Origin of the sequence: Rubrobacter marinus (genome assembly GCF_011492965.1) — a bacterium.
Lineage (GTDB): Bacteria > Actinomycetota > Rubrobacteria > Rubrobacterales > Rubrobacteraceae > Rubrobacter_F > Rubrobacter_F marinus.
Window position 1 is genome coordinate 2309187 of record NZ_CP045121.1, and the last position, 12912, is coordinate 2322098.

General features: G+C 71.2%; 16 protein-coding genes. 7 read left to right on the forward strand and 9 right to left on the reverse strand.

The window, feature by feature from the left end:
• Positions 1 to 94 precede the first annotated feature (94 nt).
• Positions 95 to 493, forward strand: a complete 399-nt coding sequence (locus GBA65_RS11880; protein ID WP_166396734.1) for a hypothetical protein — start codon at positions 95 to 97, stop codon at positions 491 to 493.
• A gap of 165 nt (positions 494 to 658) precedes the next feature.
• Positions 659 to 1204: a hypothetical protein gene (locus tag GBA65_RS11885; RefSeq protein ID WP_166396735.1), complete on the forward strand. Its 546-nt coding sequence runs from the start codon at positions 659 to 661 to the stop codon at positions 1202 to 1204.
• A gap of 34 nt (positions 1205 to 1238) precedes the next feature.
• Here GBA65_RS11885 and rocF read toward each other — a convergent pair whose 3' ends face one another.
• The 5 genes from rocF to GBA65_RS23130 form a co-directional block, all read right to left on the reverse strand.
• Positions 1239 to 2126 (reverse strand): arginase, encoded by an 888-nt coding sequence (gene rocF, locus GBA65_RS11890; RefSeq protein ID WP_166398481.1) that lies wholly within the window; start codon positions 2124 to 2126, stop codon positions 1239 to 1241.
• Positions 2127 to 2285: 159 nt separating this feature from the next.
• On the reverse strand, positions 2286 to 2477 hold the full coding sequence (locus GBA65_RS25840; protein ID WP_166396736.1) for a gamma-glutamyltransferase: 192 nt from the start codon (positions 2475 to 2477) through the stop codon (positions 2286 to 2288).
• A complete protein-coding gene (locus GBA65_RS11900; protein WP_166396737.1) occupies positions 2474 to 3442 on the reverse strand; it encodes a gamma-glutamyltransferase in 969 nt (322 codons plus the stop codon). The genes GBA65_RS25840 and GBA65_RS11900 overlap by 4 nt, the downstream gene beginning before the upstream one ends.
• A complete protein-coding gene (locus GBA65_RS11905; protein ID WP_166396738.1) occupies positions 3439 to 3579 on the reverse strand; it encodes a hypothetical protein in 141 nt (46 codons plus the stop codon). The genes GBA65_RS11900 and GBA65_RS11905 overlap by 4 nt, the downstream gene beginning before the upstream one ends.
• Positions 3576 to 3737: a hypothetical protein gene (locus GBA65_RS23130; protein ID WP_207955715.1), complete on the reverse strand. Its 162-nt coding sequence runs from the start codon at positions 3735 to 3737 to the stop codon at positions 3576 to 3578. The genes GBA65_RS11905 and GBA65_RS23130 overlap by 4 nt, the downstream gene beginning before the upstream one ends.
• A 260-nt stretch (positions 3738 to 3997) precedes the next feature.
• On the opposite strand from GBA65_RS23130, the gene GBA65_RS11910 reads away from it, so the two are divergent.
• The 3 genes from GBA65_RS11910 (at position 3998) to GBA65_RS11920 (ending at position 6835) form a co-directional block, all read left to right on the forward strand.
• A complete protein-coding gene (locus tag GBA65_RS11910) occupies positions 3998 to 4381 on the forward strand; it encodes a hypothetical protein (RefSeq protein ID WP_166396739.1) in 384 nt (127 codons plus the stop codon).
• Between the two features lie 100 nt (positions 4382 to 4481).
• Entirely contained in the window at positions 4482 to 6143 is a 1662-nt protein-coding gene (locus GBA65_RS11915; RefSeq protein ID WP_166396740.1) for a sensor histidine kinase, read from the forward strand.
• Complete coding sequence (locus GBA65_RS11920) at positions 6140 to 6835, forward strand: response regulator (protein WP_228281284.1); 696 nt, start codon at positions 6140 to 6142, stop codon at positions 6833 to 6835. The genes GBA65_RS11915 and GBA65_RS11920 overlap by 4 nt, the downstream gene beginning before the upstream one ends.
• Before the next feature lie 225 nt (positions 6836 to 7060).
• Here GBA65_RS11920 and GBA65_RS11925 read toward each other — a convergent pair whose 3' ends face one another.
• The 3 genes from GBA65_RS11925 to GBA65_RS11935 all read right to left on the reverse strand — a co-directional run bounded on the left by GBA65_RS11925 (position 7061) and on the right by GBA65_RS11935 (position 9099).
• Entirely contained in the window at positions 7061 to 7564 is a 504-nt protein-coding gene (locus GBA65_RS11925) for an SRPBCC family protein (protein ID WP_166396741.1), read from the reverse strand.
• Positions 7565 to 7724: 160 nt separating this feature from the next.
• A complete protein-coding gene (locus GBA65_RS11930; RefSeq protein WP_166396742.1) occupies positions 7725 to 8420 on the reverse strand; it encodes a ferritin-like domain-containing protein in 696 nt (231 codons plus the stop codon).
• A gap of 13 nt (positions 8421 to 8433) precedes the next feature.
• Positions 8434 to 9099 (reverse strand): ferritin-like domain-containing protein, encoded by a 666-nt coding sequence (locus tag GBA65_RS11935; RefSeq protein WP_166396743.1) that lies wholly within the window; start codon positions 9097 to 9099, stop codon positions 8434 to 8436.
• Between the two features lie 311 nt (positions 9100 to 9410).
• Between GBA65_RS11935 and GBA65_RS11940 the strand changes: the two genes are divergently transcribed.
• The gene (locus GBA65_RS11940) at positions 9411 to 10565 is read left to right on the forward strand and encodes a nicotinate phosphoribosyltransferase (protein ID WP_228281285.1); all 1155 of its coding nucleotides are present in this window, start codon (positions 9411 to 9413) and stop codon (positions 10563 to 10565) included.
• 17 nt (positions 10566 to 10582) lie between these two features.
• Here GBA65_RS11940 and GBA65_RS11945 read toward each other — a convergent pair whose 3' ends face one another.
• On the reverse strand, positions 10583 to 11206 hold the full coding sequence (locus GBA65_RS11945; protein ID WP_166396744.1) for a helix-turn-helix domain-containing protein: 624 nt from the start codon (positions 11204 to 11206) through the stop codon (positions 10583 to 10585).
• 131 nt (positions 11207 to 11337) lie between these two features.
• On the opposite strand from GBA65_RS11945, the gene GBA65_RS11950 reads away from it, so the two are divergent.
• Positions 11338 to 12615 carry an L-lactate permease gene (locus tag GBA65_RS11950; protein WP_166396745.1) on the forward strand — a complete coding sequence of 426 codons (1278 nt, stop codon included), beginning with the start codon at positions 11338 to 11340 and terminating at the stop codon, positions 12613 to 12615.
• The last annotated feature ends 297 nt before the right edge of the window (positions 12616 to 12912 follow it).

Here is a 12912-nt window from a genome sequence, read left to right on the forward strand (position 1 = left end):
GCCGGAGTCGTGAACCGTCGATCACGACTCCGTAGATTTTCGCCCCCCGCCGTTGTAGCATGACCGCGCCATGCGACAACCAGGGGGGATCCTGATGATACGCAACAACCTGACCATAACCTTAGCCGTGGTGGCGCTGATCGCGCTGGGCGGGCTCTCGGCCCGGCTGACCGTGGCGCTGATCGACGACGGCGAGGGCTTCCTCGGGCTGGGCTCCGCCTACGCCCAGGAGGACTCGCTCGGCACGACCGGCTCCACGGACTTCGACCGGACCACGAGCCAGGACGATACCTCTGGCACGACGCAGTACGAGACGACCCAGTACGAGAACACCTCCAGCGGCGGGACGACCCAGTACGAGACGACGCAGTACGACACGACCCCGCTGATGCAGTCCGGCGGCCCCGAGGACGGCCCCGTGCCCCCCCTCCCGAGCGGCGGCTGCCCCGACGAGTTCCCCGTCGACAAGGACGGCGCCTGCTTCGCCCGTTAAAACAAGCAGAAGGACGAGAGAAGCGGAAGCCCGGCGCAGGAAAAGAACCGCGCCGGGCTTCCGCTTCTGCATCTTGCAGCACCGCGAACCGCCCGTAGGGCTCGGAGCCGGGGCTCCCGAGTGGCAGTTCTCGTGAGCGACGGAGCCGTTGGGGGGAGTGGTTCGGTGTTGGGGGATTCGAGGCGGAGGCTCCTGGCCCTCTTGCTGCTGGTTGCGTGCGCGGCGGTTCTTCGGGTCGCCTGGGGGACGGCGGGAACGTCCGCGATCGCCCAGGAAGGCGGCGAGGATTGCGCGCCGGTGACCAGGATCAACGGGCGCGGGACGCAGGAGAGCGAGCCCTTCCAGATCACGGGCCAGACCTTCAGGGTCCTGGAGACCGTCGAGGGCGACTCGACGAGCGGCTCCACGGTCTACGCCCCGCTCGACGAGAACGACGACCCTATCCTGGCCAGCTCCACGGACGGAGGCGGCGGGGGCCTCCAGTCCTACCAGACGACCGCCACCTACGACCCCGGCCCCGGCACCTACCGCATCGGCATCGTCTCCGAGGGGGCCGAGTACACCTACGAGGTCCAGGACTGCGGCCTCTCCACGAGCGGCGGGGAGCTTCTAGACGCGGGAGGGCCTCAGGACGGCCCCGTGCCGGTCATGCCGGACGGCGGCTGCCCGAGAGAGTTCCCCGTCGAGGGCGCCGGGGGCTGCTACCGCTAGGAGAACGTCGCCCGCGCCAACACGGGCTGCTTCCTCAGCGCGGGAAGTTGATGATCTGGCGGCCCATCAGGCTGCCGACGAGCTCTACGGCAAGCTCCGCGGTTCCGTTCCGAACGTCGAGGATAGGGTTCACCTCGACGACGTCCAGGGAGGTCACGACGCCGGACTCGTTGGCGAGCTCCATCATGAGGTGGGCCTCGCGGTAGGTCAGGCCGCCCCTCACGGGGGTGCCGACGCCCGGGGCCACGTCCGGGTCCACGACGTCGAGGTCGAGGGAGAGATGGACGCGGTCGAGGTGCGAGAGGTCCTCGAGGGCGCGCCGGATCACGGTGGCCGCCCCGTAGGCGTCGATCTCCTTCATCGTGTAGACGTTGACCCCGGCCTCCTCGAGAAGCTGACGCTCCTCGGCGTCCACGGAGCGCAAGCCCACGAGCGCCGTATCCTCGGGGTTGATGCTCGCCCCCTCCCCGCCGATGCGGACGAGGTCGGGGTGTCCGCGGCCGGTGAGGGCCGCGAGGGGCATGCCGTGCACGTTCCCCGAGGGGCTGGTCTCGGGGGTGTTGAAGTCCGAGTGGGCGTCGACCCACAGGACGCCCGTGCGCCCCCCTCCGGCCTCCCGGGCGGCCCCCGCCACCCCGGAGACGGTGCCTATGGAGATGGAGTGGTCCCCGCCGAGGAAGATCGGGAAGAGCCCGCCGGAGACCATGTCCCGCGCGCGCAGGGCGACCCTCTCGCAGACGGCGCGCACCGCCCCGACGTGCTTCGTGCCGCTCGCCTCCTCCACCGTCTCGGGTATCGGGGTCTCGACGTTGCCGAGGTCGGCGACGGGGTAGCCGAGGTCCTCCAGGACGCCGGCGAGGCGCGCGTAGCGCAGCGCGGAGGGCCCCATGTCTACGCCGCGGCGGTCCTGGCCGAGGTCCATCGGGACGCCGAGGATGCCGACGGGACGGCGGGGGGCCTGGCCCCTAAGCAAAGGCGACACCGCCCGAGCGGCGGGGATCGGCGGCGGCTTCGAACAGGCCCTCGCCCGTGCGCCGGACGGCGTTGACCGCGCCGAAGAACATCGACGGCTCGTCGTAGCTCAGGACGCGCTCGTAGAGGGAGAGGTCGGGCTTTCTCGCGCCGGCCTCGTAGGCGAAGAGGTCGCCCTCGGCGTGGAGGCGGGGGCGAGGACGGCGCCCCTCAGCGGCATGCCGAAGTCCACCACGTTTATGAGGGCCTGGGCGATAGCCGTCGGGATGCGCGAGGCGCCGGGGGAGCCGAGCGAGGTCACGTCCCCTCCCCGTCCGAGAAGATCGTCGGGCTCATGCTGGAGATCAGACGCTCCCCCGGCCTGAGGGCGTGGAAGCCCTTGGGGTTGAGCTCGGGCTCGCCTAAAGTGTTCCCCATCGGGATGCCGGTCCCGGGGATCACGATGCCGGAGCCGTAGCCCATGCTGGCGGTGATGGAGACGGCGAGGCCGGACTCGTCGACGCAGGAGAGGTGGGTCGTGTACGGGTGGCCGAAGGCGGAGCCGGCCGCGCCGAAGATCCGCGCCCGCTGCGATTCGGCGTACTCCTCGCCCGTGAGCTTCTCGGCGACGCGGGCGTTCTCGGCGAGTTCGGTGTAGGCCCGGTCGCGGTCCTCGAGGGCGTACTTCATGGCGCCGGAGAGCGCCAGCGCGTGCTCGGCCTCCGGGAGGTTCGCGAGGTCGTAGGCGGAGACGACGCGCAGAATCTGGGCGAGCGTCGCGCCGCCGGCCGACGGGGGGCCGTTCGTGTACCCGGTCCTCCCGTGGTAGGCGAAGGAGAGGGGCTCGCGGACCACCGCCTCGTACGTCGCGAGGTCCTCCTCGGTGATGATCCCGCCCATCCCCAGGATGTACGAGGAGAGGCGCCGCGCGAGCTCCCCTTCGTAGAGGAGGTCGGCCCCGGCCTCCCCGACGGCCTCCAGGGTGTCGGCGAGCTCCGGGAAGCGCACCTCCTCGCCGGTGACGTAGACGCGGTCTCCGGTGTAGAAGTTCTTGCGCGTCTCCTCGGTCAGCTCGAGGACCTCGGCGGCGACCTCGAACCACATGCCGCTCGTCTTGCACAGGAGGAAGCCCTCCCGGGCGAGCCGGACGGCCGGGGCGAGCGTCTCGCGCAGGCCCAGCTTGCCGTGGCGCGAGAGCAGGGTCTCCCAGCCGCGCAAGGAGCCGGGGACGGCGCACGAGGCGGCCCCCACGATGGACTTCACGCCCGCGCCGTACTTCAGGATCATGGTCGTCGGGCTGCCCCGGCGCCGAAGGCGGAGGCCGGGAGGCCCTTGCCGGGCATGCAGTCGTAGTAGTCGACAAGCTCCGCGCCGCCCCGCCCGGGGGCCTGACGAGGGCGAACCCCCGCCCCGATGCTGCTCATGAGGGGCTCCGTAACCCGACCGCCGCCGCGGCGGCCACGGCGGCGTCCGCGGCGTTGCCCCCGGCGCGGTAGATCTCGGCCGCCGCCTCGGCGGCATACGGCGTGCCGGCCGAAGCCGCGAAGCTTGTTCCTGGGAGGGGAGAACCGGTGGAGTCCATGAGGGCATTATAGATGGACCACCCGCGGCCGTTCGCCGCGACGAGGGGCCCTCGCGAGAGCGTGAGCCCGGCGTTGCCACGCCCCCCCGGCGCTCCGCCCTCTAGTCTATCTGGAGTAGGAGAAAGCTATTCATTTTTGAAGAAGCAGAGACCAACGATCTTCGTCACTATTCTTACCAGACAGCGACGGCCTGGCGCAGGAGCAAGCGCAGCGTAGCTCGCGCTCCGGGCGGGTGGGACCGGGTCAGAGAGGGACGCCGATGATCGCAACAGCAGAGACAGACGCGGAGAACAGTCCCGCAGAGGAGCGCCCGCGGGTCCTCGTAGCCATCGAGCCCCGCTCGTACAGGGATGCGGTCGGCCGGGCCATACAAGCCCTCCGGCCCAACCTGGAGGTCGAAGTCGTCGAACCGGACGACCTCATGCTCGAGGTACTGTGCTTGAACCCGGTGCTGGTGATCTGCAGCCTGCCCAGGACGCTGAGGCCCGTCCCCGGTAGGCCGGCCTGGTTCGAGTTCCACCCTTACGAGAGCCCGGCGGCGCGGATCAGCATCGACGGCCAGTACTTCGAGATGGAGGAGGTGGACCTGCTAGACCTCCTCTCCGTAATCGACGACCGCGCGGCGGCCGCGCGGGCCGGCTAGCGGGCGCGCACCGGCCGAGCCCCCTCGTGATTACGCTATCATTCGGGTCCTGGTGAGACGGTGGTCGGACATCTTCGCCCCATCCGCGGGACGCGCGGCCGTGGGCCTCGCGCGACCGGAGGTGCGGGGCCGCGAGGGCGGGGGGACGGCGGTGTTCCCCGCGCGTTCCAGCGCGCTCCGGGAGCATCGGGTCGCCCTCATGGTCGCGGCGCTCGTGGCCTTTATCGTCGTCTCGGCGTCGGCCAACTTCGTCACGGGAGGGGCCGGTCTCGCCGTGCACATCCCGGACAAGCTGCAGAGCAGCGAGGAGGCGGCTTCGGCGCTGACCCGGCTCTTCGCGGCGCTGGTGCTCGTCCTGTTCCTCGCGGAGAAGGAGGGCTGGCGCATGGGCTGGGTGGCGGCCGGGCTGGTGGTCCTGGGCCTCGGGCACCTGACCTTCGGTTACGTCGAGCCGTTGCTCCAGGACGACCCCCCCGAGCTCAACGAGTCGCTCTACGAGAGCCTGGTCACGCGCACCGCCGCGTGCGCGCTCTTCGCGGTCGGGCTGCTCCCCCGGAGGTTGCCGCAGCGGGCGGCGCGCGTGGCGATGGTCGCGCTCGTCCTGGCGCCGATCGCCGCGTACCTGCTCGTCTTCGAGCTGCTCGATGGGGAGACCTGGATGCCGCCGCTGACCCGCGTCGAGGGCTACGAGGAGATCGTGCAGCTCGGCATGTCCTTCGGCTGGCTCACGCCCTGGCACTGGGCCTTCTCGACGCTCCCGCTCGTGCTGGCGGTGGTGGCCGTGGCGGGGACCTTCCGCCTGAACCGTAGCGGGCTCTTGCGCAGCTGGGTGCTCTTCGCGATGATCCTTCTCGCCGGCTCGATCCTGCACGAGTACATGTGGCCCACGGTCTACGGCCTCGGGGTGCTCTCGACCTCGGACCTCCTGCGCTTCGGGTTCGCGCTCGTTGTCGCCGTGGGCGGCATCGTCGAGCTCAGGAGGATCGCCTCGGAGCGCACCGCGCTCGCGGCGGAGCGCAGCGCGCTGCTGGCCACCGAGCAGGAGCGGACCCGGCACCTGGCGGAGCTCGCCACCCTGAGGGCGGACTTCAGCGCCATGGTCGCCCACGAGCTGGACCGCCCGATCACCGCCATCCGCTGGCTGAACGAGGTGCTCGGGGTCGAAGGGAAGAACCCGGATATCCGCGAGTACGCGACGGCGGCGATAGAGAAGGAGATCTCCAACCTCAACGCGCTCGTCGCCGACGTGCGCACCGCCGCCGCCGTCGAGCGCGACGACTTCGAGGTCGAGCCGGAGCCGCTGCCGCTGAAGGTCCTGCTGATCGACGCCAAGGCATACGCGGACTCCCTCCCGGGCGACCACCCGGTGCGGGTGGTCTCGGGCGACGGCTTCGAGACGAGCGGACGGGTGATGGCCGACCCGCAGCGGGTGGGCCAGGTCTTGCGCAACCTCCTCTCCAACGCCGCCAAGTACTCCCCGGAGGGCAGACCGATAGAGCTGCGGGCGAGCGCCGACGGGCGAGGGCGCGCCCGCATCGAGGTCGCCGACTACGGCTCCGGCATCCACGCCGAGGACCTGCCCCTGATCTTCGAGAAGTTCGGGCGGGGGCGCGACGCGCAGGGCAAGCAGGTCCCGGGGGCGGGCCTCGGCCTGTACCTCTCCCGGCGGATCGTGCGGGCGCACGGCGGGGAGCTGACGGTGGAGACGCGGCAGGGAGAAGGGTCGGTCTTCGGGTTCGACCTGCCCCTGGCCGAACGGTGAGCGCCGCGCCGCGCGCAGCCGCCTCCGGGCCCATACGGGTCATGCTGGTGGACGACCACACCTCCTTTCGCCTGCCCCTGGCGATCGTGCTGGGGCGCGAACCGGACCTGGAGGTGGTCGCCGAGGCGGGCTCCCTGGCCGAGGCGCGCGCACTCCTGGGGCGCGAGGATCTGGAGATCGACGTCGCGCTCGTGGACCTGAACCTGCCCGACGGCTCCGGGGTGGACCTGATCGGCGACCTGCGCAAGGCCCGGCCGGGCACCGCGACGCTCGTCCTGAGCGCCCACTCCGACCCGGTCCAGCTCGCCCTGGCCATAGAGGCCGGGGCGATGGGCACCGCGCACAAATCCGCGAGCCCGCTGGAGGTCGTCGAGTCGCTGCGCCGCCTGCACGCCGGGGAGCAACTCCTCTCCCTGCAGGAGATCACGAAGGCCATCCGGCTCGTGAGCCGCGAGCGCCAGGAGGACCACGAGGCCCAGCTCGCGATCGAACGCCTCACCTCCAGGGAACGGGAGGTCTTGCAGTCCCTCGCCGAAGGCCTGAGCGACCAGGAGATCGCCGAGCGGCTCTACGTCGGCGTCGGAACCGTCCGCACCCACCTGAGGAGCCTCCTCCTCAAACTCCACGTCCAATCTCGCCTGCAAGCCCTCGTCTTCGCGGTCCGACACGGCCTGGTGGAGATCAGGCGATAGGACGCGGGGAAGCGTCGCCGCCGAAGCCCTCCGAATCCCCGGGGTACGGCCAAGCGTTTTCGGGCGTCGTCACCGGGTAACGATGAGAGCGAAGGCCAACGCTTGGCCCTTACCGGGCCTCGCCCGATTCGCCAGGGTTCCTTGGGTAGGATGTCTTGCGGGCGGCGATCGGGGGCGGCGCTTGCGCACCACCCCGTCCGGGCGTTGCTTCCTCGCCGGCGCTCCTCAGTTCTGGGGCGGCTGGGAGCCTTCAGGCGGCGGCGGGGGCTGTACCTTGCCCGAGCCCTCCTCGATCTGGCGCCGGATGGACTCGAGCGTAGCGTCCATCGCCTCCTCCACGGGGTCGCGGTCCTCCGGGGCGCCCTCCTGGATGTCGCCTTCCACGGAGCGCTCCCCGAACGAGAGGTGCACCACGACCTCGCTGCCGCTCTCCCCGTGGTTGCCGACAGTGAGCCAGCCCGAGTAGTCGCGCTCGGTCTCCGCGCCCCACTCCATCCTGCGCTCGCGCTCGTCGGTGGCGAGGTAGCCCTCGGCGTCGAAGGAGCTGCCGTTCGGGAACTCGAGGGTCATGCGCACCTTCCGTCCCGGCGTCCCCTCGGCCGAGGGGCCCTCGATGGAGGCGTCGGTGACCGGGGGCAGGTAGCCGGGGAGGTTGTCGACGTCCGCCAGCCAGGCGAACACGTCCTCGGGAGGGGCCTCGATCGCCATGCTCCGCTCGTAATCTGCCACGTTCTCTCCTTCTTCTATCTCGGTTACGCCCTGGCGGCCGTCGAGCCCCCCGAACAACCGGCGCGTACGGCACACCGGACGGTCAGAGCGGACCGGGCCGCCGACCCGGTCGTCGGACGGCCCGGTCCGCGCCGCGTGGCGGCGGCTCTCTCCCGGCGGGCTAGTACCTCTTGTCTCCGACGCCGCCGGCCGGGGCGGGACCGCCCGTCTCCATCATCGAGCCCATCCCCATGTACGGGGCGAGGATCGCCAGGACCTCGTCCTGGGTGAGGGCCGCGGGGAACGGCTCGTTCGCCGGCGGGACTACCCCGAGCAGGTTCTTGATGGCGGTGACGTTCTCGGCCTCGGCGCCGTTGATCGCGCCGGCCGCGGCCAGGATGTCGGGGCTCTGGATCATCGGACCCAGGCCCAGGTTGGCCCCCACGTCCTTCTGCTCCTGGACGAGGGCGGCCTCCAAAAAGGCCTGCTGGCTCGCCAGGACCGCCTCGGGGACCATAAACTCCGGGGCCTCCACCGGGGTTCCGCCCAGGCTGACGATGGCATCGGCCAGGGCGGCGGCGTGTACCACCTCGATCTCCTGTATCTGGGCGACGACGTCGTACGCGGCACCGGAGAGGATACCGGCGTCGAGCGCCGCGGGGTAGAAGACCTGAGATTCGAAGATCTCGTTGGGGAGGAGGAAGTTGAGGATGTCGAGGTCCGAGACGACCCCCGTGGTCTGGGCGGAGGCCTTCTTCGCGAAGAGGCTCGTCCCCGCGGCCGCACCGAGGCCCAGGGCCGCCAGTTTCATGATCTCGCGCCGCGTCCTGGGCCTGGCGAGGGCCCCCACTTCGGGCTTCTCTGCTTCTCTGCGCATCGTCTATCCTCCCTTAACCCGTGATCCCGAACGGGGCGACCGCGGCCTGCACGGTACCCAGGGGCAGCGCCTCTTCGAGGGCCACGTTGTTCGGAGGCGAGACGCCGTTGAGAATCTTGATCGCATCCCAGTGCTGGCACTCGGCCGCGTGTATGGAGAGCGCCGCGGCCAGTATGTCCTTGCTGACGAGGGCCGGCGCCGCCCCCTGGTAGGCCCCGATCCCCACGGGCTCCAGCGTCGCCGCGTAGCCGAGGAACGCGGCCGCGCTCGCGGTCGCGTCGGTCGGGAACGTGAACGCCGGTACGGCCGGTACCGCAGCGCCCAACGTCCCCAGCGTCGAGGCGATGGCGTCCGCGTGGGCGAACTCGTGGTCCCTCAACTCGGCGATCTGCGCCAGGGCATTGCCCGTGAAGAGCCCCGAGTCCGCGCCGATGGCGTAGAAGGTGCCCTCGAGCTGCTCCAGAAGGTACGCGAACTGCAGGATCGCGGCGTCCCCGAGACCCTGGTACGTCACGTACGGCGCCGTCTGCGCTTCGGCGTAGCGGTTGGCGACGCCGAAGCCGCCGATGCCGGCGGCGGAGATCGCGGCCGTCGCCCACGCCGCCGTCTTCAGAAAGTTGCGCCGCGAGTACTCCCGGTCGAGATCCACGGGGAGGGCGCGGCCCTCTGCTCCATCCATGCACGTTCCCCTTCCTAATGGCCGCGGCCCCGCTCGCCCAGAGGCGCCCGGTAGGACCGCGTCGTCTGCGCACACTCTTCCCCGCGGGCCCGGGCTCAAACTGTAATAGACAACACAAACATCCGCCCTCGAGGAGGACGTTGGGCCGAAGTGTGTAGACGATCCTCCTCTTCGAGCCCTCCGTCGCGGGCCGGCGGGGGAGGTTCGGGCGGCGGGATGCGTCCTCCCGGCATCGTCCCGGACGGGCGCGCCGTGGGGCCCTCCTTTGGCTATGATGGTGCCGGCAGGCGTCGAGGGGAAAGGGTCGCGGGTTGGGCGAAACGGGCGTGAACGGACGGCGGTTCAATACGGCCTCTGAGGAGGAGATACGCGGCGCGAAGGTCGCCGACGTGTACTTCCATCGCACGATGGAGGTCCTGAAGGCTCGCGGCCTGGAGAACACGCCGGTCCACATGGAGGTCACGCTCAAGACCTCCGACGAGAGCGCCTGGTTTGTCGTCGCGGGGATGGACGAGGTCGCGAGCCTCCTCGCGGACGTGGACGTCGAGGTCGAGGCGGTGCCGGAGGGGACGGTCTGCCGCCCCTACGACCCCATCCTGACCCTTTCGGGCCCCTACGGCGCCTTCGCCGAGCACGAGACCGCCATCCTGGGCTTCCTCTGCCAGGCCTCGGGGGTGGCGACGGGGGCGGCCCGTTGCAGGCTCGCGGCGGGCGAGAAGCCGGTCGTCTCCTTCGGGGCGCGCAGGATGCACCCGTCGATAACGCCCATGATCGAGCGAAGCGCCTACCTCGGCGGCTGCGACGGGGTCGCGGTCGAGCTCGCCGCCGACCGCCTGAACATCCCCGCGAGCGGCACCCTCCCCCACGCCCTCGTCCTCATCATAGGCTCGACGGAGGAGGCGGCCCGCGCCTTCGACGAGGCCGTCCCCGAGGACGTCCCGCGCACCATCCTCATAGACACCTTCGACGACGAGAAGTTCGGGGCGCTGATCGCGGCCCGCGCGATCCCCGACTCCATCTACGCCGTCCGCTTCGACACCCCCGGCAACCGCCGCGGGGACTTCCGCGATCTCATGCAGGAGGCCCGCTGGGAGCTCGACCGCAACGGCTTCTCGCACGTCAAGATCTTCGCCTCCGGCGGCATCGGCGTCGACGACATCCTGCACCTCAACCCCATCTGCGACGCCTACGGGGTGGGCGGCGAGATCGCCGCGGCCCCGATGATCGACTACTCGCTAGACATCGTCGAGGTGAACGGCGAGGACCGCTCCAAGCGCGGCAAGCGCGGCGGCAGGAAACGCCTCCTGGAGCTCGAAGACGGCTCCCACCTCGTCGTCCCCGCCGGCGCGAAGGCCCCCCAGGGCGCCACCGACCTCCTGCGCCCCCTCGGGGGGATCCCGGCCGACGTCTCGACCCTCCGCGATCGGGTGCTCTCGCAGCTCGCGACGGGGGCCTTCGGGCTGTAGCACGCGGCTGTAGGAGATCAAGTCCCCTTCGAGACGATCACGAGGTAGTAGCTGCACTCGCCCTCGCCCGCGTTGTCGAAGCGGTGAGGCACGTCGGCCTCGAAGTAGAGGGCGTCCCCTTCTTCGAGGACGCGCTCCTCGCCCCCGAGCACCGCCAGTAGACGCCCCTTCTCGACCACGACGTACTCCTCGACCCCGCGCCGGTGAGGCGGGAAGCGCCCGGAGGTCGCACCCTCCGGCACGACGTTGCGCACGAACTCCACCCCGCGCCCTGCGAAGGGCGGCGAGAGCAGCTGCCGCTCGAAGCCGGTCTCGGGGTCGCGCATGATCTGGCGGCGCTCGCGCGCCACCACGACGACCTCCCGCCGCTCCTCCGTCCCCAGAAGCTCCGAGAGACCGACCCCGAGCCCCTCCGCCACCTTCGCCGCGACGACGAGCGTGGGGTTCTTCTCGCCCCGCTCGACCTTCGAGAGCATGGCCCGGCTCACCCCGGAACTGCCGGCCAGCTCCTCCAGCGTCAGCCCCTGCCTCCGGCGCAGGCTCTTGACCCTGGCCCGAGCCTCCCCGAGGAGACGGCCTCCACCGTGGAAGATGCCCCTGTTGTGCCGGACTCGCTCATTTGGTAGAAGATAGTCTACCATGGTAGATGTACTGGGTTACGGGATCTCGGCGGCGCCGTTCGTGGTGGCGGGGGTGGCCCTGCTCGTGTTGCGGTGGCCCGCGGTGCGGGCGGGGGTGGCCGCGCTCGCGGCGGCGGTTGCGGGGCGCTGTTGTGGCCCGGGTTGGAGGCTTCGGGGCTTCCGGGGCTTTCGTGGCCGGGGCGGGGACGTCGGGGCGGGTGTTGTACGTGTTGCTCGGCGGGCTGTTTCTGTACAACATCCTGGAGAGGGGCGGGGCGGTCGCGGCGGTCTCGGGGTATCTGGGGAAGCTGGAGCCCGAGCGGGAGGGGCTGGCGCTCGTGGTGGTGATCGGGGCGGCGCCGTTCTTCGAGTCGGTCACGGGGTTCGGTGTGGCGGTGGTCATCAGCGCCCCGATCCTGCTGGCGGCCGGCTTCTCGCCGCTCAAGGCGGCGGTGCTGTCGAGCTGGGGTCAGTGCGCGGTTCCCTGGGGCGCGCTGGGGATAGGGACCGTGATCGGGGCGGACCTGTCGGGGACCACCTTCGGGGAGCTCTCGGACGGGAGCGCCCTCCTGAGCCTGCCCCTCTTCCCCGTCTACGCCGTCGCCGCCGTGGCGCTCGCGGGCGGGTGGGCGGGGGTGCGCAAGCGCGGAGGGGAGGCGGTGCTGCTCGGGCTCGTGGCGGGGACGGCGACGCTGTTGACGAGCCTCTTCGTCGTGCCGGAGCTCGCGGGCGCCGTCGGGGGGCTCGCGGCCACGGGGGCTTTCCTGATCCTCAGGCGCGGGAGGCTGCGGGGCTCGGGGCCGCCGATTCGGGCGGCGCTGCCGTACGCGTTCCTGCTCCTGCTGCTAGTCCTCGCGAACGGTCCCGGGCCGATCGCGGGGTGGCTCGGCTCCCTCGGGCCCGCGTTCTCGGGACCGGGGCCCGCGCTCTTTCTCGCGGCGGGGTTCGGGGCGGCGTTGTTCGGGCTGGGCGGAGGGGCGCTGCGCTCGGCGGCGTCGGGGACCCTGTGGCAGTGGCTGCCGACCGCGGGGGCGGTGGTGACGTTCGTGCTGGCCGGCGGGGTGGTGGCGGCGAGCGGGGCCGCCGCGATGCTCGCCGCGGCGGCGACGGTCTTCGGGCCCTTCTACGGCGTGGCGGCGCCCGTCGTCGGGGCGCTCGGGGGGGCGCTCACGGGGTCGAACGCGGCCTCCAACGCGCTGTTCATGCCCCTGCAGGTCGAGGCGGCACGGGGCCTCGGGGTCTCGGAGGGGCTCGTCGCGGCCGTACAGAACGTCTCCGGGAGCCACGCGAGCATGCTGGCGCCGCAGCGCGTCGTGCTCGCCGCCACCGCCGTCGGGCTGCTGGGGCGGGAGGGGGAGATCGTACGCGCGGCCCTCCTGCCGGTGGCCGCCTCCGTCGCCGTCCTCGCCGTCGCAGGGGCGGTGTTGTAGGGGTTGGCCCTTCGGGGCTCGTCTTCCGGTGACGGCGGGGAACTCTCGGCCCCTGTTCCGCGCAGGCGTCCGGGGAGGTTGCACCATCGTCTGCGCGCTTCGTCTGCCCAAAGTCCCAGGAGAGGAGCGGTCCTTCGGCCGATTCGCCCCCTGCTCTTCGGCGCTACCGTCGGGTTGAGAAGAGTCCATCCGACGAGAGGAGAGAGATGATGGATCAGAGCACGGAGCGCGTCGGGCGTCCCGGAGAGGCGGCCGGCGGCGGGCCGCTTCACCTGCCCTACAGCGCTTACCCGACCG

Excerpts from the sequence above, each read along its gene's own strand:
- GBA65_RS11905 (WP_166396738.1), bottom strand. The coding sequence starts at position 3,579 with ATGAGCAGCATCGGGGCGGGGGTTCGCCCTCGTCAGGCCCCCGGGCGG.
- GBA65_RS11900 (WP_166396737.1), bottom strand. The coding sequence starts at position 3,442 with ATGATCCTGAAGTACGGCGCGGGCGTGAAGTCCATCGTGGGGGCCGCC.
- GBA65_RS11930 (WP_166396742.1), bottom strand. The coding sequence starts at position 8,420 with ATGCGCAGAGAAGCAGAGAAGCCCGAAGTGGGGGCCCTCGCCAGGCCC.
- GBA65_RS11880 (WP_166396734.1), top strand. The coding sequence starts at position 95 with ATGATACGCAACAACCTGACCATAACCTTAGCCGTGGTGGCGCTGATC.
- GBA65_RS11945 (WP_166396744.1), bottom strand. The coding sequence starts at position 11,206 with ATGGTAGACTATCTTCTACCAAATGAGCGAGTCCGGCACAACAGGGGC.
- GBA65_RS11935 (WP_166396743.1), bottom strand. The coding sequence starts at position 9,099 with ATGGATGGAGCAGAGGGCCGCGCCCTCCCCGTGGATCTCGACCGGGAG.
- GBA65_RS23130 (WP_207955715.1), bottom strand. The coding sequence starts at position 3,737 with ATGGACTCCACCGGTTCTCCCCTCCCAGGAACAAGCTTCGCGGCTTCG.
- GBA65_RS11910 (WP_166396739.1), top strand. The coding sequence starts at position 3,998 with ATGATCGCAACAGCAGAGACAGACGCGGAGAACAGTCCCGCAGAGGAG.
- rocF (WP_166398481.1), bottom strand. The coding sequence starts at position 2,126 with ATGGACCTCGGCCAGGACCGCCGCGGCGTAGACATGGGGCCCTCCGCG.